This window comes from Neorhizobium sp. PAMB6630 (genome assembly GCF_058242775.1).
On record NZ_CM177836.1, the window covers coordinates 3803829 to 3823383 of the forward strand.

General features: G+C 61.8%; 16 protein-coding genes. 11 read left to right on the plus strand and 5 right to left on the minus strand.

The annotated features are described in order from the left end of the window. Positions 1 to 169: 169 nt before the first annotated feature. The 4 genes from pnp to rbfA all read right to left on the minus strand — a co-directional run bounded on the left by pnp (position 170) and on the right by rbfA (position 4475). Positions 170 to 2311: a polyribonucleotide nucleotidyltransferase gene (gene pnp / locus AC4CWF_RS18210; RefSeq protein WP_491283032.1), complete on the minus strand. Its 2142-nt coding sequence runs from the start codon at positions 2309 to 2311 to the stop codon at positions 170 to 172. 383 nt (positions 2312 to 2694) lie between these two features. After that, complete coding sequence (gene rpsO / locus AC4CWF_RS18215; protein WP_102020548.1) at positions 2695 to 2964, minus strand: 30S ribosomal protein S15; 270 nt, start codon at positions 2962 to 2964, stop codon at positions 2695 to 2697. A 161-nt stretch (positions 2965 to 3125) separates the two neighbouring features. Further along, positions 3126 to 4055, minus strand: coding sequence for a tRNA pseudouridine(55) synthase TruB (gene truB / locus AC4CWF_RS18220; protein WP_491283033.1), 930 nt, complete (start codon positions 4053 to 4055; stop codon positions 3126 to 3128). 6 nt (positions 4056 to 4061) lie between these two features. Continuing rightward, positions 4062 to 4475 (minus strand): 30S ribosome-binding factor RbfA, encoded by a 414-nt coding sequence (gene rbfA / locus AC4CWF_RS18225; RefSeq protein WP_491283034.1) that lies wholly within the window; start codon positions 4473 to 4475, stop codon positions 4062 to 4064. Between the two features lie 434 nt (positions 4476 to 4909). Here rbfA and AC4CWF_RS18230 point away from each other — a divergent pair, with 434 nt between their 5' ends. From AC4CWF_RS18230 to AC4CWF_RS18240, 3 genes are all read left to right on the plus strand, one after another. Beyond that, the gene (locus tag AC4CWF_RS18230; RefSeq protein WP_491283035.1) at positions 4910 to 5995 is read left to right on the plus strand and encodes a DUF475 domain-containing protein; all 1086 of its coding nucleotides are present in this window, start codon (positions 4910 to 4912) and stop codon (positions 5993 to 5995) included. 65 nt (positions 5996 to 6060) lie between these two features. Further along, positions 6061 to 7167, plus strand: coding sequence for an Ldh family oxidoreductase (locus AC4CWF_RS18235; protein WP_491283036.1), 1107 nt, complete (start codon positions 6061 to 6063; stop codon positions 7165 to 7167). A 120-nt stretch (positions 7168 to 7287) separates the two neighbouring features. Continuing rightward, complete coding sequence (locus tag AC4CWF_RS18240) at positions 7288 to 8046, plus strand: siderophore-interacting protein (protein ID WP_491283037.1); 759 nt, start codon at positions 7288 to 7290, stop codon at positions 8044 to 8046. Between the two features lie 66 nt (positions 8047 to 8112). Here AC4CWF_RS18240 and AC4CWF_RS18245 read toward each other — a convergent pair whose 3' ends face one another. Beyond that, complete coding sequence (locus AC4CWF_RS18245; protein ID WP_491283038.1) at positions 8113 to 9849, minus strand: chemotaxis protein; 1737 nt, start codon at positions 9847 to 9849, stop codon at positions 8113 to 8115. 313 nt (positions 9850 to 10162) lie between these two features. Between AC4CWF_RS18245 and AC4CWF_RS18250 the strand changes: the two genes are divergently transcribed. The 8 genes from AC4CWF_RS18250 (at position 10163) to AC4CWF_RS18285 (ending at position 19550) form a co-directional block, all read left to right on the plus strand. Further along, positions 10163 to 10492, plus strand: coding sequence for an STAS domain-containing protein (locus AC4CWF_RS18250; protein WP_491283039.1), 330 nt, complete (start codon positions 10163 to 10165; stop codon positions 10490 to 10492). Further along, entirely contained in the window at positions 10489 to 10857 is a 369-nt protein-coding gene (locus tag AC4CWF_RS18255) for a response regulator (RefSeq protein WP_491283040.1), read from the plus strand. Before AC4CWF_RS18250 ends, AC4CWF_RS18255 begins: the two co-directional genes overlap by 4 nt. Further along, positions 10854 to 12866, plus strand: a complete 2013-nt coding sequence (locus tag AC4CWF_RS18260; protein WP_491283041.1) for a chemotaxis protein CheA — start codon at positions 10854 to 10856, stop codon at positions 12864 to 12866. The genes AC4CWF_RS18255 and AC4CWF_RS18260 overlap by 4 nt, the downstream gene beginning before the upstream one ends. Beyond that, positions 12863 to 13378 (plus strand): chemotaxis protein CheW, encoded by a 516-nt coding sequence (locus AC4CWF_RS18265; protein WP_491283042.1) that lies wholly within the window; start codon positions 12863 to 12865, stop codon positions 13376 to 13378. The genes AC4CWF_RS18260 and AC4CWF_RS18265 overlap by 4 nt, the downstream gene beginning before the upstream one ends. Positions 13379 to 13398: 20 nt before the next feature. Then, a complete protein-coding gene (locus tag AC4CWF_RS18270; RefSeq protein WP_491283043.1) occupies positions 13399 to 15105 on the plus strand; it encodes a methyl-accepting chemotaxis protein in 1707 nt (568 codons plus the stop codon). Positions 15106 to 15193: 88 nt separating this feature from the next. Next, complete coding sequence (locus tag AC4CWF_RS18275) at positions 15194 to 17101, plus strand: methyl-accepting chemotaxis protein (protein ID WP_491283044.1); 1908 nt, start codon at positions 15194 to 15196, stop codon at positions 17099 to 17101. A 141-nt stretch (positions 17102 to 17242) separates the two neighbouring features. Then, complete coding sequence (locus AC4CWF_RS18280; RefSeq protein ID WP_491285491.1) at positions 17243 to 19057, plus strand: methyl-accepting chemotaxis protein; 1815 nt, start codon at positions 17243 to 17245, stop codon at positions 19055 to 19057. A 4-nt stretch (positions 19058 to 19061) separates the two neighbouring features. Continuing rightward, entirely contained in the window at positions 19062 to 19550 is a 489-nt protein-coding gene (locus tag AC4CWF_RS18285) for a chemotaxis protein CheW (RefSeq protein ID WP_491283045.1), read from the plus strand. The last annotated feature ends 5 nt before the right edge of the window (positions 19551 to 19555 follow it).

The window sequence follows — 19555 nt, forward strand, 5'->3', positions numbered from 1 at the left end:
GGAGCGTGCGCCATGAGCCTGGCCGACAAACGCTCGATCTTTGAGGTTGGGGCTGATGCCGCTCACCGATGAGAGTGCAGCGACTGCCCGAAGTGGGCCAGAAGGCCCGAATAGGAAAAGGGCGCGGAAATATTTTCCGCGCCCCAGAAGTCATCCGGATGCGAGCGCCTTATTCGGCGGCTTCGCCTTCCTTCTTCTTGTCGGCGGCGATTTCCTGGCCGGTCGTCTGGTCGACAACCTTCATGGACAGGCGAACCTTGCCGCGCTCATCAAAGCCCATCAGCTTGACCCAGACCTTCTGGCCTTCCTTGACCACGTCCTGCGTCTTGGCAACACGATCGGAAGCAAGCTGCGAGATATGCACGAGGCCATCGCGGGCGCCGAAGAAGTTGACGAAAGCGCCGAAATCGGCGGTCTTCACAACCGTGCCTTCGTAGATGGCGCCGATTTCCGGTTCTGCGACGATCGAGTGGATCCACTTGCGGGCCGCTTCGATCTCCTTGCCGGAGGACGATGCGATCTTGATCGTGCCATCGTCTTCGATGTTGATCTTGGCGCCGGTCTTTTCAACGATTTCGCGGATGACCTTGCCGCCCGAACCGATGACTTCACGGATCTTGTCGACCGGGATGTTCATCACTTCGATGCGCGGTGCAAATTCGCCGAGCTGGCTGCGGCCTTCGGTGATGGCGTTGGCCATTTCGCCGAGGATGTGCTTGCGGCCACCCTGAGCCTGGCCGAGCGCGACCTTCATGATCTCTTCGGTGATACCGGCGATCTTGATGTCCATCTGCAGCGAGGTGATACCGTCAGCGGTGCCGGCAACCTTGAAGTCCATGTCGCCGAGGTGATCTTCGTCGCCGAGGATGTCGGAGAGAACCGCAAAGCGGTCGCCTTCAAGGATGAGGCCCATGGCGATACCGGCCACCGGCTTTGCCAAGGGAACGCCGGCATCCATCAGGGCAAGCGAGGTGCCGCAGACGGTTGCCATCGAGGACGAGCCGTTCGACTCGGTGATCTCGGAGACGACGCGCAGCGTGTAGGGGAACTGGTCAGCCGACGGCAGCATCGGACGGATAGCGCGCCAGGCAAGCTTGCCATGGCCGATTTCGCGGCGGCCTGGGGAGCCCATGCGACCGGTTTCACCAACCGAGTAGGGCGGGAAGTTGTAATGCAGAAGGAAGCGTTCCTTGTACATGCCGGTGAGGCTGTCGACATACTGTTCGTCTTCGCCGGTGCCGAGCGTGGCGACAACGATCGCCTGCGTTTCGCCGCGGGTGAAGAGGGCCGAACCGTGGGTGCGCGGCAGGATCCCGACTTCCGAAACGATCTTGCGAACGGTTTCGAGGTCACGACCGTCGATGCGGCTCTTGGTGTCGAGGATGTTCCAACGAACGATCTTCGCCTGCAGGTGCTTGAAGACGGCGCCGATCACTTCGGCGGTGTACTTCGGCTCAGCGCCCTCGGGGAAGAAATGTGCCTTCACCTTCGCCTTGACGGCGTCGACGGCAGCGTAACGTTCAGCCTTCTGGGTGTTCTTGTAGGCGGCGCGCAGTTCGGCTTCGAAATGCTGCAGCATTTCGGCTTCGAGAGCGGAATGATCTTCCGGTTCGAATTCGCGCGGCTCCTTGGCGGCCACTTCAGCAAGCTTGATGATCGCATCGATCACCGGCTGGAAGCCGCGATGACCGAACATGACGGCGCCGAGCATGACGTCTTCGTTCAGTTCCTTGGCTTCCGATTCCACCATCAAGACGGCGTCCTGGGTGCCGGCAACCACGAGATCGAGAACCGATTCGTCCATCTCGTCGAGATGCGGGTTCAGAACATATTCGCCGTTGATGTAACCAACGCGCGCACCACCGACCGGGCCCATGAAGGGAACGCCCGACAGCGTCAGCGCAGCCGAAGCGGCCACCATCGACAGCACGTCCGGATCGTTTTCAAGGTCATGCTGGATGACGGTGACGACGACCTGGGTGTCGTTCTTGTAGCCTTCCGGGAAAAGCGGGCGGATCGGGCGGTCGATCAGGCGGGAAACCAGCGTTTCCTTTTCCGACGGACGACCTTCGCGCTTGAAATAGCCGCCCGGGATCTTGCCGGCGGCATAGGTCTTTTCCTGGTAGTTGACGGTGAGCGGGAAGAAGTCCTGGCCCGGCTTCGGCGACTTGGCCGACACGACGGTGGCGAGAACGACGGTTTCGCCGTAGGTGGCGAGAACCGCGCCATCAGCCTGACGGGCGATCTTGCCGGTTTCAAGCTTCAGCGGGCGGCCTGCCCACTCGATTTCGACGGTATGGGTATTGAACATGGTATGTCCTTCGTAGCGCGGCGGTGCGGCATCGGCCTCCAAAAGGGGGAAACCGGAGGGCCGCGCGGCCAGCGCAATGCGACACGATCACGGGCAAGACAACGGGAGGCTTTCAGGGTCGATGCGGTGTGTTCCGCAGCGCGCTTGGCAAATGCCCGGCCGGTGACGGCATCAAAGGCATTGCCCGCTGGCGCCCGTACTCGGGAACGTCAGCGAAAGCATCCGGCAATCCTGCCCCATGACAGGTCATCGGTTACGTTCGGCGGTCCGGCCATCCGGCCCACCAGTGCCGTTCGGTGTCGAACGGTTCATGTGTTTGCCGGGCACGTCAGGCCCGGATCGGAAACCGGCGGACCACCTTTCGATAGCCCGCCGGAAATCTGTTAGCGGCGGATGCCGAGGCTGGTGATCAGCTTCGTGTAACGAGCCTCATCCTGCTTCTTGACGTAGTCGAGAAGCGAACGGCGGGTCGAAACCATGGTCAGAAGGCCACGACGCGAGTGGTTGTCCTTCTTGTGACCCTTGAAGTGTTCCGTCAGGTTGGTGATACGCTCGGTCAGGATTGCGACCTGAACTTCCGGCGAACCGGTGTCGCCTTCCTTGATTGCGTATTCCTTGATGAGGGCGGCCTTGCGCTCTGCAGTGATCGACATCGTGAATCCTTTCGATGTGAGGATGGAAGGGGTCGCCATAGGCCGGGATGTCGTCCAGCCTTGGCCATGAAGGCAAGAGTGCAAAATTAGCGCATCTCTAGCTGGCGGTGCCTATAAACCATTCGGCCCGCCTTGGGAAGAGGCATGTTTTTCAGGGTTTCTCAGCCGAAGACTCGCTTCGGCCGGAACTCGCCTTCGCCGATCTCGCCAATGGCGATCAGCTTGCCGCCGGCAAGCGCCACCGCTTCCGGTTCCGCCACCGGCGCATCGCGCCCGCGCAGAATGATCGGGTTGCCCATGCGCAGACGATGCGCCTGATCGTCGGTGATGCGGATCTGCGGGAGAGCCGACAAGGCCTCGCTGGTGTCGACGAGGAAGGCATCGAGTGCTGCCAGCCGCTCGTCGCGATCCTCGATGGCTTCGAGCGCAATGAGATCGGCCAGCGGCACCATCGTCTCTTCGGCAAACGGGGCCACATAAGAGCGGCGAAGCTCGGAAATATGGGCGTAGCAGCCGAGGTCGCGGCCGAAATCGCGGGCCAGCGAGCGCACATAGGTGCCCTTGCCACATTCCACCTCGAAGAAGGCGCGGTCGGTTTCAGCCTTCAGCAGCGTCAGGCGAAAAATTTCCACCTCGCGGGCGGGAATGTCCACCACCTCGCCGTCGCGCGCCAGATCATAGGCGCGTTCGCCGGCAATCTTGATGGCCGAGAACTGCGGCGGGATCTGGCTGATCGTGCCGGTATAATTGGGCAAGATTTCGCGGATCTGTTCTTCGGACGGCCTGATGTCGGAGGAATGGGTGACATCGCCCTCCAGGTCGTCGGTTGCCCGCTCTTCACCCCAGGTGACGGTGAATTCGTAGATCTTGCGGCCGTCCATGACGTAAGGCACGGTCTTCGTCGCATCGCCAAGCGCAATCGGCAGCATGCCGGAGGCCAGCGGATCGAGCGTGCCGGCGTGTCCCGCCTTCTGGGCGTTGAACAGCCACTTGATCTTGCCGACGGCTTCGGTCGAGCCGAAATCCACCGGCTTGTCGAGGATCAGCCAGCCGGAAATCGCCCGGCCCTTGGGTTTGCGAGGTTTGGACATGGATCTCTATTCTTGTTCGTCGTCACCGGCCTCGCGCCCGAGGTCACGGCTGACTTCCGGCGAGCGCAAAAGGGCGTCGATCTTCTTGTAATTGTCAAAACTGGTATCGTCGCGGAAGCGCACTTCCGGCATGTATTTCATCTGGCGCAGCTGGCCACCGATGCGACCGCGGATGAACTTGGCATGGCGGTTCAGCGCCTCGATGATCTTGACATGGTCGGCAACGCCAAGCGGCGTCACATAGGCTGTCGCCAGCTTCAGGTCCGTGGACATGCGCACTTCCGAGATCGAGATCACCGTCTTTTCGATGATGTCGTCACGCACTTCGCCACGCTGGAGAACCTGGGTAATGGCGGCGCGGACCTGCTCGCCAACACGCAGCATCCGCTGCGACGGGGCGGAAGATGTGGGTTTGCTCATTGTTGTTTTTCTTTCCTTCGGGCCGTTTCAAGGCACGCATCATAACAGAAACGCGGTCGAATGGCGCGGGCAGGCGTGCTCCATGCCCTGCCAATGTCAAAAGGTCAAGGTGACGAGGCGCAAGGCTTCAAGGCAAGTGCAGGCGCTTCAGGCCCGCAGACAGGCTGCCGGCATTGTTTTTAGGCTCTTGACGTTTGCCCGGAATTGGCCACTTTTAGGCATGTCTCCCCACGCCAGTTGCGCCTGGGGACGGAACACTGGTGCCGGGCCCCTCTGGCGAGAGTTTTACGGCGCTCTCGCGATGTCGGTACCGCCTGCAAAAAAGCCGGCGGATTGAACCCCATGAAATCTCTCAACATCCGAATTCCGGATGCCGCTCACCGCGCGCACCCGCTTTTTGCTGATCCGCGTTCTCTCCTTCTGGAGGTGTGCGCATGAGCCAGCCCCAAAGCTCCACCCTCGGTTATTTCCGCTGGGCTTTCATCGTCACCATCATTGGCCTCATCCTCGGCGGCGTGCTGGGTTGGCAGTCGAGCGGCACGATCAGCGGCATGCTGACCGTGTTTTTCATCTGTGCGGTCCTTGCCGTTCTGGAAATCTCGCTGTCCTTTGACAATGCCATCGTCAACGCCAACAAGCTGAAGGACATGACGCCGGTCTGGCAGCAGCGATTCCTCACCTGGGGCATCCTGATTGCCGTCTTCGGCATGCGCATCGTGTTTCCGCTGCTGATCGTTGTCATCGCCGCAGGCATCGGCCCGATCGATGCCATCATTCTGGCAGCCGCCAAACCGGAAGAATATGCCCGCATCATGAACGATGCGCATCTGCCGATCGCAGCTTTCGGCGGCACCTTCCTGATGATGGTCGGCCTCACCTTCTTCTTCAATCATGAGAAGGACGTGCACTGGATCGAGGTGCTGGAAAGCCGCGTTGCGCGCTTTTCCTCCATCAAGGGCATCGAGATCGCCTTCGTGCTTCTGCTGATCATGCTGTTCTCGCAGCTTCTGCCGGAAGCCGATGCCTCGACCTTCGTGCATTCGGCGGTCTACGGCCTTTTGACCTTCCTTCTCGTGGAAGTTCTGGGCGGTGTGCTGGATGCTTCGCAGAAAACCATGAGCGAAGCGGCAAAGGGTGGTCTCGGCGCCTTCATCTATCTGGAAGTGCTCGACGCCAGCTTCTCCTTCGACGGCGTGATCGGCGCGTTTGCGCTGACGCAGAACCTGTTCATCATCGCCATCGGCCTTGGCATCGGCGCCATGTATGTGCGTTCGATGACCATCATGCTGGTGGAGAAGGGAACGCTTGCCGAATACCGCTATCTGGAGCACGGCGCTTTCTATGCCATCCTGATCCTCTCGGTCATCATGTACGTCCAGACACTGTTCCATATTCCGGAAGTCATTACCGGTCTTGGCGGCGCAGGCCTCATCGGCCTCTCGCTCTGGTCGTCCATCCGCCACAACCGTAAGGAACAGGCCCGCGAAGACCATGCGGAGTTGAGCAGCAGCCACATCTGACGCACACTGCAAGAAAGACGACGACAGGCCCTTCGGGGCCTGTCCTGTTTATGGGAGGAGACAACATGACAAAAACCGATCATGCGGCCGTGAAACTGGCGCCGCTGGACACCATGGCCGACTATAGCCGGGCCATCCTCAGGGCTGCAGGTGCCGATGAGGCAACGGCCGAGGCTGCGACGCGCGCCATGCTGCATGCCTCGCGGCTTGGCGTCGACAGCCACGGCATCCGGCTTCTCGCCCATTACGTCACCGTCATCGAACACGGCCGCGTCAATGGCCGGCCTGACATGCATTTTTCCGGTGAGGGCGGCGCGGTTGCCGTGCTTGACGCCGATAACGCCCATGGCGCACGCGCCACCTATCACGCGATGGACAAGGCAACAGCCCTTGCAGACCGTTTCGGCATCGGCGCCGTCTCCATCCGCAACAGCTCGCATTTCGGCGCGGCGGGCGCCTATGCGCTTGAGGCAGCCAACCGCGGTTTTATCGGGCTTGCTGTCTGCAACTCCGACAGTTTTGTGCGGCTGCACGACGGCGCCATGCGCTTTCACGGCACCAATCCGATCGCATTTGGCGTGCCGGTCGCCGGAACAAGGCCCTGGCTTCTCGACATGGCAACCAGTGCCATCCCCTATAACCGCGTCAAACTTTACGAAAGCCTTGGCGTGTCGCTTCCGGCAGGCGTTGCCTCGGATGCGCAGGGCCATGATACGAACGAGCCGCAAAAGGCCGAGATGCTGGCCCCTCTCGGCGGCGCCTTCGGCTTCAAGGGAGCAGCCCTTGCCGGTCTCGTGGAGATCCTGAGTGCCGTTCTCTCCGGCATGAAGCTGAGCTTCGATATCCTGCCGATGGGCGGGCCGGATCTGTCGACACCGCGCGGGCTTGGCGCCTTCGTGCTGGCGCTGAAACCTTCTGCCTTTCTCGACGAAAAAACCTTTGACGCCGGCATGAAACATTATCTCGAAAGCCTGCGCCAATCGCCCGCCCGTGCTGATAGCATGAGCGATGCCGGCGCTGATACGCATGTGATGGCGCCCGGCGACCGCGAATGGAGCGTGGCTGAGGCGCGCGAGCGCGAAGGCATTCCGCTGGATCCGGCAACGCAGGAGGCTTTTCGCGGGTTTACCGTGCGTTATGGCATTGCCCTGCCCTTTACCGATCAAGCGTGACGGCGATGCAGAAGCATCCGGCACGATAAAACATGACTTTAATTTGAAGGTATAACGCGCTATCGGTTGAGCCAAAGCCGCAGCAGCAATGGTGCGGCGACACCGAAAAGGATTTACTTCATGGACCAACCTGTTTCCACGACCACCGAACCGCCCCGCCAGCGTCCGAACCTGCCCTCCTGGACACTGACCGTCATGGATGCCTTCGATCTGTCGCCCAAAATGCGCCGCGTGCTTCTGGCCCCGGATCGGATCGAGGAATTCGCCTACAAGCCGGGACAGGACATCGTGTTTTTCCTGCCGCTGGACAATGGCGAAATGGGCCGTCGTCATTACACCATTCGGGCGCTTGACCGGGCAACGGGCACGATCGCGGTGGATTTCGTCATGCATGGCGATACCGTCGGCCCGCGTTTTGCACGCGCCGCGAAAGCCGGCGATACGGTCGAGGTGAAGGGCCCGCGCGGACGCATCGTGTTCAACGAGGCGGCCGACTGGCATCTTCTGACCGGCGATGAAACCTGCATTCCGGGCATCCTGCACATTCTGGAAACCATGCCCTCCGATGCCCGCGCCTTCGCCTTCATCGAGGTTCAGGATGAAACCTGGCATCAGCCGGTCGAAACGTCGAGCCAGGCCGTTGTCGAGTGGATCTATCGCGGAGACATTCCAGCCGGCCCGAGCAGCGTCATGCTGGACCGCCTCAGTGCCTTTGCCCTGCCGGATGGTCGCGGCCAGGCGCTGATCATCGGTGAAACGAGCAATGTACGCGCCCAGCGCCACCACCTGATCGAGCGCGGGCTTTCCCGCGAACAGATTGCCTCGGAAGGTTACTGGCGTCCGGGCCGCAATGGCGGCCACGACCACGTCGACGACTGATACTCCGTTTGCATCGGCCCAACCGTCGACAAGACGGTTTTGGGCCGATGGGCCGGGTTGAAGGCGCTAGAACAGCGCGTCATCCAGATCGTCGTCGGAGAGCACCGTGAGCGGCGCTTCCTGCGGAAGTTCGGTGCCGAGTATCTGGGCGTGCAGTTCCCGCTCGGTTGCCATCGTATAGGTCTTGGCGATCCGCGGCCCGATCGTGGCAAGCGCCTCTTCAAGACCTGACGCGGACAGATCCTGCTGCGGGTCAAAGGCAATATCTTCAGCGCAGGCGCGCAGGATGGCGCCGAGTTCGGCGTGGAAATCCAGGCGTGCCAGCGAGGCATTCATGGCATCGACACCGGCGCGACCGTCCTCGGCCATGACCTTCAGATCCGCATCCATGCCGTCGCCGACGGCGCGGATACGGGCAAGCGCCCGTTCCAGCCGCGTATCGAGATGTTCCTCATCCGAGAGCGCCTGCGGATCGCTGAGCAGCTTCTGCGCGGCATTTTCAAGCCCATGCAGTTCGGCCAGGATCTTTTCCGCCGCCTCGTCCAGATGGCCGGCAAAGACGCGCAGTTCGGCCGTCACGACATTGATCGCCTTGCCCGCTTCACCGATCTTGCCGCAGCGCAGGTTGGTGTTGAGCGCCATGTAGTGAATATCGCCGCGCACCACCTGCACAAGGCTGATGCCATCCAGGAGATCGCGCACGGTGCCAACCGTGGTGCGGCTGAGATTGGCGGCGGCATGCGCTACCGTGTCGATTTCCGTTACCGCCGCGCGGGCTTCCGAAACGCCCTGTTCCAGTTCGCGCAGCGCATTGGTCGATTGTCCCTCGCCCTCGCCCATCATCGACTGCTGGATCTGGGTAATCTCCACGAGATCCTGGCGGAAGCTGGCGATCGTTTCGACGATCTTCTTGGTGTCGCGGTCGAAATCGCCGCGCGTCTGGTCAAGCTGCAACGAAACGAGGCGGCGAATGATGGCAGACAGGCGCGCGCGTTGCTCTTCGCTGAGGCCTGCCGATTCGGGCGATGCCAGATAGTCTTCGAGGATCTCGAAGCTCGACTGGCAGTGCTCGACACGCTGGCGGGTGATGTCGCCGATCTGCATGGCTGACAGCGTCGAGGCAAGCTTGTTCTGGATGCCGCGCGCAATGGCACGCACCTTGTCGGCCCGTTCGGCCAGATGGCGACGCTGGTCGCGGATCTGGTCGACGCCGACCGAGAGGCTGGCGACGATCTTCGGCACCGTCTGGCCATAACGCAGCAGAATGGCATCGCCCTTGACGATGACGGGCGCAAGCCCGGCACCGAGATCGCGCAGCTTGTCGGAAAAACTGTTGACCTGCTGGGCGCCTTCCTGGATGCGCTGAAGGATTTCCTCGGCAAATCCGGCGAAATCATCGATGCCGGCGCCGGTGATCTTGGCGGTGACGGCAAACGTGCGCAGGTAGCGCAACGTTTCCTGCATGCTGGTCACGTGGGGGCGTAAAACCCGTTCGGTGGAGGAGATTTCGCGGAAGCGAACCTGGCGGTCGCCTTCCGCCGCCGTCAGCCGTGACAGCGCCGTGACCGTGGTGTTGAGTTCCTCCATCGTTGCCTTCGCCGTGCCCTCGTCCAGGGAGCCGGTGAGATTATCGAGGGAGCCGATCATCTTGTTGAGGATATCGAGAACCGAAAGCAGCACGCCGCCGCCATCCAGGAACCGCTGCTCGATGCGCGAGCGCGCTTCCTCCATCCGATCGACGGTATGCCGGGCGCTGTTGCCCCTGAAGACCGAGACCTGTTTCGCCGCTGCTGACAATGCCACTACACCCTTCTTTCACCATCGAAGAATTCCGCTGAACGGCCTGACAGGAACCCGCTTCACGCACGCGCCGGAAAGCCGATGAAAGGTCTGCTTGCGGCGCGTTTCCTGTTTTGATGCCTCGGCGTTAACAGGCACAAAATCGACGTTTAGTTTCGAATCGATTGGTTAATTTTCCAGGCGAGCCCGCGTGCGGGAAACGATGATGAATCTTTCCACATCATAACTTGTACCGGCAAATTAGGGGTTCATTAATCGCCCGGGAGGAGCTTTCGAGGGCAAATTGCACCAATCACTAGAAAACGAGGAGGCCTTGATGCTTTCCGACACGGCTGCCTCCTTCACGATCACCTTTCCCGACACATTGACGATCAGAAACATTTCGTCTGTTCGGGACGATTTACTGCAAGCCATTCAAGAACAAGACAACGTCATCGTCCAATTGCCGGCCGATGTGCAGGCAGACCTGAGCTTCCTGCAGCTGATGGAATCGGCGCGAATCTATGCCGGGACCGCCGGCAAGCGGCTGGACCTGGAAAGACCTGTCGAAGGACGGCTCCTCGACCTTTTGAAGCGAGCGGGTTTTGCCGAGGACATGTCCGCGGGCGATGCCGGATTTTGGTTACATCAAGGGGAAATTCAATGACTGCCAGCATCCTGACCGTGGATGATTCCGCCAGTATCCGTCTCACCACGCGCGTTGCCCTGTCCAACGCCGGTTACAAGGTGACCGAGGCCGTGGACGGCAATGACGGTATCGCCAAGCTCAAGGGCGGACAATACGATCTGATCGTCACCGACCTCAACATGCCCGGCATGGACGGGCTGACGATGATCCGCGAACTGCGCAAACTGCCTGCCCATATGGGCGTTCCCGTCATTTTCCTCACCACCGAATCCGATGCCGCGATCAAGCAGCAGGCCAAGGCCGCCGGCGCGACCGGCTGGCTGACCAAGCCTTTCGATCCGGAAAGCCTGGTGAAGATTGTCAGAAAGGTCCTTGGCCGATGAGTTTTCCAGATCCAATAGCCGTTTTCAGAACCGAGGCGGCCGAGCTGCTCGAGCAGATCGAGACCGGTCTACTGGATCTGAATCATGACCTGGCCGACAAGGAACAGGTGGACGCGGTGTTTCGCGGCCTGCACACGTTGAAGGGGTCCGGGGCCATGTTCGGCTTCGAGGCCCTTGCCGCGTTTACCCATCACTGCGAGACCGCCTTCGATCAGGTGCGCAAGGGCATCGTGCCGGCAACCCATGATCTGGTGACCGCCGTTCTCGGCGCAACCGACCACATGCGCGCGCTGGTCGAAACGCCGAATGGCGATTATGAAGCGGCAAGCGAAGTGCTGCTGGCCGGCCTTCGCGCCGCCGTTGCCGCCGCAGCCGATCCCTCGCAAGCGCCGGAAACGGTAGCGCCCGCAAAGGCAACCGGCTACCGCATCCGCTTCAGCCTGCCGGCCAATGCCATGGCCAATGGCACCAATCCGCTCGGCCTTCTCGACGAGCTTGCCGAACTCGGCACCTGCCGCATCCGCGCCGACAAATCCGACATCCCCTCGCTCGACATGCTGGTGGCCACCGACCTGCATGTGCGCTGGGACCTGGAACTGGTGACGGACAAACCGCGCTCAGACATCGAGGACGTGTTCATCTTCGTGATGGACGAAATGCAGCTCGAGATCGAGGCCCTCGATGGGACGGCCGCAGCGCCTGCAGTGGCAGCAGCAGTTGCAGCCCCCACGCCATCTGCCGCACCCGTTGCCGCAGCGCCGGCTCCTGTCCCGGCCCCCGCACAGCCAACACCGCCGGCCGAGCCGCGCCAGAACGAGGCGAAGCAGGCAAAATCGGCCGAAAACGTCCGTGTTCCCGCCGAACGCCTGGACGAGCTGATGGACCGCGTCGGCGAACTGGTGATTGCCCAGTCGCGCCTCAGCCAGCTTGCCAATTCCAGCGCAGACCTGCAGCTGCGCGCCGTCTCGGAAGACGTGGAGCGCCTGTCGGGCGAGCTGCGCGACACGATGATGGTGCTGCGCATGGTGCCTGTTGCGCATCTCTTCAGCCGCTTCCGCCGCCTCGTGCATGATCTGGCCATCGAAACCGGCAAGAAGATCGAGCTGATCACCGAGGGCGAAAGCACCGAGGTGGACAAGAGCGTGGTCGAGCGGCTGGCCGATCCGCTGGTGCATCTGGTGCGCAATTCCTGTGACCACGGCCTTGAAACACCGGAAGAACGCATCGCCGCCGGAAAACCCGCCGCCGGTCGCATTTATCTCACCGCCCGCCAGCAGGCCGGCGAAGTCATCATCACCATTCGCGACGATGGCCGCGGCATCAACCGCGAGCGCGTGCGCGCCAAGGCGGAAGCCTCCGGTCTGATTGCCCCGAGCGCCAACCTCAGCGACCAGGACCTGTTGCAACTGATCTTTCAGCCGGGCTTTTCCACCGCCCAGCAGGTCACGAACCTGTCTGGCCGCGGCGTTGGCATGGACGTGGTCAAGCGCACGATCGATGCGCTGCGCGGCACGATCAATGTCGCGAGCCAGAACGGCGAAGGCTCCAATATCTCGCTCGCCATCCCGCTGACCCTTGCCATCATCGATGGTCTTCTGGTGCGGGTCGGCAATGGCCGCTACGTCATTCCGCTCTCGGCCGTTGAGGAATGCCTGGAGCTGTCCCTCGACGAGGACATGCGCTCGCGTGGCCGCTCCTTCATTTCGCTGCGCGACAGCCTGGTGCCGTTCATCCGCCTGCGTGATCTCTTCCGCACCGGCACAAAGCCCGATCCCTTCCAGAAAGTCGTGGTCATCTCCACCGGCTCCGAACGGGTGGGCCTCGTCGTCGACCAGATCATCGGCGACCACCAGACCGTCATCAAGGGCATGTCGAAGCTGCATCACGACGTAGACACCTTCTCGGGTGCCACGATCCTCGGCGACGGCGGTGTCGCTCTCATTCTCGACGTCGGCCATCTGGTCACCGAAGGACAGCAACAGGAGGCGCAGTTGCGCGCTGCAGGATGACCCAAGCCCAGAGAAAAATGCCCGACGATCTGTGGAACGGCCGCGCGGAAGTCGAGGTGCTGACCTTCGACATCGCCGGCGAAATGTTTGCGCTGGAGGCCGTCAGGGTTCAGGAAATCCTCGATCTCCTGCCGGAAACCACGGTTCCCGGTGCAAAACCCTTCGTCGGCAGCGTCATCAACTTTCGCGGCAAGGTCATTCCGCTCGCCGATATCCGGCTGGCCTTCGGCATGGAAGCAACCAAACCGACGATCGACAGCCGCATCATCGTGATCGAGCTTGACATCGACGACGAGCCAACGCTGACGGGGCTGCGCACCGACAAGGTGAACGAGGTGACCACGCTCACAAAAACGGCCGCCGAGCCGCCGCCGAGCGTGGGCATGCGCTGGCGCCCGGATTTCATTGATTGCCTGGTGCGACGCGGTGGTGAATTCATCATCATTCCCAACCTGCACACCATTTTTTCGGCTCAACAAGAGCGGTCGACAACCCAGCCGTCGCAAGCGTAGGGCTGCAAAGGAGATTTCAGATGCGTGCCTCCATCAAATTAAAACTCACTCTCTCCTTCGGGTTCGTGATCCTCATGCTGGTTGCTACGGCAACCCTTGGCATCATCAGCCTTGGTAGCCTGAACGATCGGCTGGAAGGCGTGGTGGAAGGCCCCGCAGAGCGCCTGCAACTGGCTCTCGAGCTGGATGTCTACCAGCTTCAGCAGCTTCGCCAGCAGAAGAACATGCTGCTTGCCCCGAACCCGGAGGCCGCGCGTGAATATGCCGGGCGCATCGACACTTATCGCCAGGAATTCGACAAGAATTTCAGTGCCGTCATGCTGAAGGCCACCGAGCAGGGCAAGGTCATCTGGAACAAGCTGCAGGGCCTTACCGGACAGTATCGCCAGCAGGACGACCGGATCCGCGCCTTCGTCATGGCCGGTGACCAGCCGTCGGCGCTCAAGATTTCCACGACAGACAACCGGGCAACCGCAGCCGAGATCGACACGCTTCTGGAAGAGGTCGTGGCGCTTGAAGTATCCCGCCTTGGCCAGGCGAAGACTGAGGCCCATGAAGATTATCTCCAGACCCGCACGATCGTGCTGGCTGTCACCGGCACTGCGCTTCTGGTGGCCCTTATTGCTGCCTTCTGGATTGCGACCTCCATCAACCGCGGCCTGCGCAATGCCGTCAGCTCCGTCCAGGACGTGGCGAATGGCGACCTGACCAAGCTTGCACCCATCACCACCCGTGACGAGATCGGCGATCTCCTCGGCTACGTCAACACCATGATCGAGCGCCTGCGCGGTGTCGTCGGCGATGCGCTTTCCGCCTCCGACAATGTCTCGTCGGGCAGCCAGGAACTTTCGGCAAGCTCCGAACAGCTGTCGCAGGGCGCCACCGAACAGGCGTCTGCCGCCGAAGAGGCATCCGCCTCGATGGAACAGATGGCGGCCAACATCAAGCAGAATGCCGATAACGCCGCCCAGACGGAAAAGATCGCCCGTCAGTCCTCGCGTGATGCGGAAGCGTCGGGCCAGGCCGTCACCCGCGCCGTCGGTGCCATGCGCACGATTGCCGAAAAGATCTCCATCGTGCAGGAAATTGCCCGCCAGACCGATCTGCTCGCCCTGAACGCTGCCGTTGAAGCCGCCCGGGCCGGCGAACACGGCAAGGGTTTTGCCGTCGTCGCCTCCGAAGTCCGAAAGCTGGCCGAACGCTCCCAGGCAGCCGCCGCTGAAATCTCGGCGCTGTCGGGTGACACGGTTCAGGTGGCAACGGATGCCGGCGAGATGCTGAGCCGGCTTGTGCCCGACATCCAGAAGACGGCGGAACTGATCTCGGAAATCTCCGCTGCCTGCCGCGAGCAGGATATCGGCGCCTCCCAGATCAATGAAGCGATCCAGCAGCTCGACAAGGTCACCCAGCAGAACGCCGGCGCTTCCGAGCAGATGTCGGCAACCTCCGAGGAACTGGCCGCCCAGGCCGAGGAACTCCAGGCCTCCATCGCCTTCTTCCGGGTGGATGGCGCCAGCCACAAAACCACGGCGCGCCCGGCACCGGCCGCGGCCCAGCGTAGCGCCAAGGCCGGCACTCCGGCCAGATCCACCAAGCCCGCACAGACGCAAGGGCGCACGCAGAACAATTCGGTGTCAGGCCAGCAGGCCCGCGCCAAGGGTTTTGCGCTCGACATGTCGATGGGTGGCCCCGATGACGACGACCACGATTTTCGCCAGAGCGCCTGAGGCGCTCCGGCAGACCCCAATCCTGCGACAGAGCCCGACCGCCAGCCGGTGATCTGAAGCGACCTATGCCTCACGAGGAAACGCTGTCATGCGGATAACGATCAAGACCAAGCTAACCGCTACATTTGGGCTCCTGCTGTCGTTGATGCTGGCGATGGGAAGCTATGGCATTTATGCGATCGACGATGCGGGCGAAACGCTTCATCACACCTTGACCGGTCCCGTCGCGCGTCAGGCGAACGCGCTGAACATGACCAATCTGCAGCTGAGGATCGCGCGCAGCCAGTTGGCGCTGGTGGAGGCAAAGAGTGCAGACGATGCCTCAAACCTGATCCGCACCAGCGATGCGGATCGCCAGGAATTGCTGAAGGCGGCCGAATGGGCGGCAAACGCTGCCGAAACCGAGGCCGGCAGAAAAGCCTATGCCGACATCTTACTGATCCTTCGCGAGCTTTTCCGGATCGACGACCAGCTGCGCGTGCTTGTCAAGACGGGCAATGGGGAGCAGGCGCTCCAGCTGGCAAAAGGCGAAAGCGGCGCGCTGATGGGGCAGATCGAGACGCTGCTCCAGGCACGCCTTGCCAACAACAGCAACCAGATGCAGCAAGCGGAAGCCCACGCCTCGGCAACACGGGAGATGACGCAGCTTGTCGTGGGTGTCGGCCTTGCCGCAGCCCTGCTGGTGGGGTCGCTGGCCGCCTTCTTCATCCTGCGCGGCATCGGCCGGGGGCTGAACGCCGTGCAGAAGGCAACCAGCGCCGTGGCAATGGGCGACCTTAACCAGGAGATCAAGCTCACCGGCAATGACGAGATCAAGGATGTCGTCGATACCGTCAACAGGATGGCCGCAAACCTTCGCCAGACGGCGGGGATTGCCAGTCGTGTCGCAACCGGCGACATCAAGGTGACCGTAACACCGTTGTCCGACAAGGATACGCTCGGCAATTCCATGCGCGACATGGTGGACTATCTGCGCGCAACCGCCGATCTTGCGGAAAGCATCGCAAGCGGCGACCTGACAACAGATGCGCGACGCCAGTCGAAGGATGACGTGCTGGGTTTGGCGCTGGAATCCATGGTCGAGCGTCTGCGCGGTGTGGTTGGCGATGCACTGGCCGCCTCCGACAACGTCTCGTCGGGCAGCCAGGAACTGTCGGCCGGTTCCGAACAGCTGTCGCAGGGCGCAACAGAACAGGCCGCTGCTGCTGAAGAAGCGTCTGCCTCGATGGAGCAGATGGCCGCCAACATCAAACAGAACGCCGATAACGCCGCGCAGACGGAAAAGATCGCTCGCCAGTCCTCGCGCGATGCCGAAACATCGGGCAAGGCGGTGTCGCGGGCGGTCAGTGCGATGCGCACGATCGCCGAGAAGATCTCCATCGTGCAGGAAATCGCCCGCCAGACCGATCTGCTCGCGCTGAACGCTGCTGTGGAAGCTGCGCGTGCCGGCGAACACGGCAAGGGTTTTGCCGTCGTTGCCTCCGAGGTCAGAAAACTTGCCGAGCGCAGCCAGGCGGCAGCGGCCGAAATCTCCTCCCTCTCGGGCGACACGGTTCAGGTGGCAACGGAGGCCGGGGAGATGCTGAACCGGCTTGTTCCCGATATCCAGAAAACCGCAGACCTGGTGTCGGAAATCTCGGCCGCCTGCCGTGAACAGGATATCGGCTCCTCGCAGATTAACGAGGCTATCCAGCAACTCGACAAGGTCATCCAGCAGAATGCCGGCGCATCCGAGCAGATGTCGGCGACATCGGAAGAGCTGGCAGCCCAGGCCGAGGAGTTGCAGGCCTCCATCGCCTTCTTCCGCGTCGAGCGCGCAAACACCCGTCAACGGCCGACAGCGGCTGCGGAACCGACACGCCAGACGAAGCCCAAAACCGCCACCACCAAACGGCAGACAGTTTCAACCCAGCTTTCGCGTGCAAAAGGCTTTGCACTCGATATGTCGATGGGCGGCCCTGACGATGACGATGCGGACTTCCAGAAAAGTGCCTGAGTGAACGTTCGGCTTACGCCGAAAAACGGTCCAGCGCATGCAGGCGCTGGAAGACGCCCGGGGGACGGGCCGCAGAAGGGTGAATGCACTCGGTCTTCTGCATCATAGCCCGCAAGACGCGGGGGATTACTAGAGGATATGATGCGGTTCACCATCAAACTGAAATTGACGCTGATCTTCGGGCTCATTCTGCTCGCGATGTCGGGCATGGCAACCCTTGCGATCACCAACCTGTCGAGCCTGAACTCGGCCATCACCGATATCGTCGATGGGCCGGCCGAAAACCTGCGCAATTCCAGCGATCTTTCCGACACGGTCTATCTTTCGATCCGCGCCGAGAAGAACGCGATCCTCAACACCGATCCCGCGCAGATAAGCGCCTATTTCCGCGAGGTCGAGGACGCCCGCGCCCGGATCCAGACGCTGCTCACTGCGCTTGATGCGGAAAAGGCCGATGCCATTCGCGCCAAGGTCGCCGAATTCCGCGCGGCTTATCCCAACTGGCTGCAATTGCAGGACCAGATCCTGGCACTGGCCCGGGAAAACACCACGGCGTCCAACACACGCGCCGGCGAGGTTTCCATGGGCGAAGGCGCAAAGATCACCGCTGTCCTGCTGCAGGCACTCGGCGGCCTGAACGAAGCAATTGCCAAGGATCTTGCCGCAACGGATGCCGCCACCAACGCGCAATATGATGCGTCAAAGAGCCTGCTGCTCGGTATCGTTGCCGCGACCATTCTTCTATCGGCTGTCGCAGCCATCTGGATTTCCCTCAACATCAGCCGCGGCCTGCGCCGCGCAGTGGACCTTGCCGACGCAGTGGCCATCGGCGACCTCAACCGGGATGTGAACCACGCGGCAAATGATGAAATCCGCGACCTCGTCACCTCCATGAAGACCATGACGAGCAATCTGCGCAACACCGCAGATATTGCCGATCAGATTGCCAACGGCAACCTCACCGTCTCGCCAAAACCGCTGTCCGACAAGGATACGCTGGGCAAGGCGCTGGAGAGCATGGTTGCGCGCCTGCGCGGCGTCGTCGGCGATGCGCTGGCAGCCGGTGACAACGTTTCCTCGGGCAGCCAGGAACTGTCGGCAAGCTCCGAACAACTGTCGCAGGGTGCTACCGAACAGGCGTCCGCTGCCGAAGAAGCCTCGGCTGCCATGGAACAGATGGCGGCCAACATCAAGCAGAACGCCGATAACGCCGCCCAGACGGAAAAGATCGCCCGTCAGTCCTCGCGTGATGCCGAAGCCTCGGGCCAGGCCGTCACCCGCGCCGTCGGCGCCATGCGCACGATTGCCGAAAAAATCTCCATCGTGCAGGAAATCGCCCGCCAGACCGATCTGCTCGCCCTGAACGCCGCTGTGGAAGCCGCCCGCGCCGGCGAACACGGCAAGGGTTTTGCCGTCGTCGCCTCGGAAGTCCGAAAGCTCGCCGAACGCAGCCAGGCGGCCGCCGCCGAAATCTCGGCTCTTTCCGGCGACACGGTTCAGGTGGCAACGGATGCCGGCGAGATGCTGAGCCGGCTTGTGCCCGATATCCAGAAGACGGCGGAACTGATCTCGGAAATTTCGGCCGCCTGCCGCGAGCAGGATATCGGCGCATCCCAGATCAACGAGGCGATCCAGCAGCTGGACAAGGTGACCCAGCAGAACGCCGGTGCCTCCGAGCAGATGTCTGCGACTTCTGAAGAACTGGCCGCCCAGGCCGAAGAACTGCAGGCCTCCATCGCCTTCTTCAAGGTGGAGCAGAGCGGTGGCGGCCGTCGGGCACCGGCACGTACACCGTCAAAGCCGATGTCCTCGCAGGCGCATAAGGCAAAACCTGTCCAGCGCCCGACCAATGCCCAGTCCGTGGCAGCCCAGCAGGCCCGCGCCAAGGGTTTTGCGCTCGACATGTCGATGGGCGGCCCGGACGAAGATGATGCCGATTTCAGGGAAAGCGCGTAAAACCATGGCGACACCTTCAGAAGCCCAGTTCGTGACCTTCAGTCTCGGTGAGGAGATCTTCGCCGTGCCGGTCGAAGTGGTCCGGGAGATCCTGGACCATGAGGAGCCGTTCAAGATCCCCCATGGCCCCGACTATCTGCTGGGGCTGCGGGATGTCCGCGGCCAGGGCGTTCCGGTGATTGACCTGCGCCTGCGGCTCGGCCTCAGCCGCACGGAAAAAACGCCGCATACGCGCATCCTGGTTCTCGACGTTCCCGTCGGCAACAAGGTACTCGTGCTCGGCCTTGTGGCGGATCGCGTCTACGAAGTCGTGCCGTTCCAGCGTGAGCAGATCGAAGCGGCACCGGATATCGGCATTCGCTGGCGCTCCGATTACATCTCGGGCGTCGTGCGACGCAACGGCGGTTTCGTGGTCATCATCGATCTCGCCCGCCTGTTTTCAGACCAGAGCCACGCGCTTGACGGGGTGACCTCTGCCCTGCAAGTGGCGTGACGGGA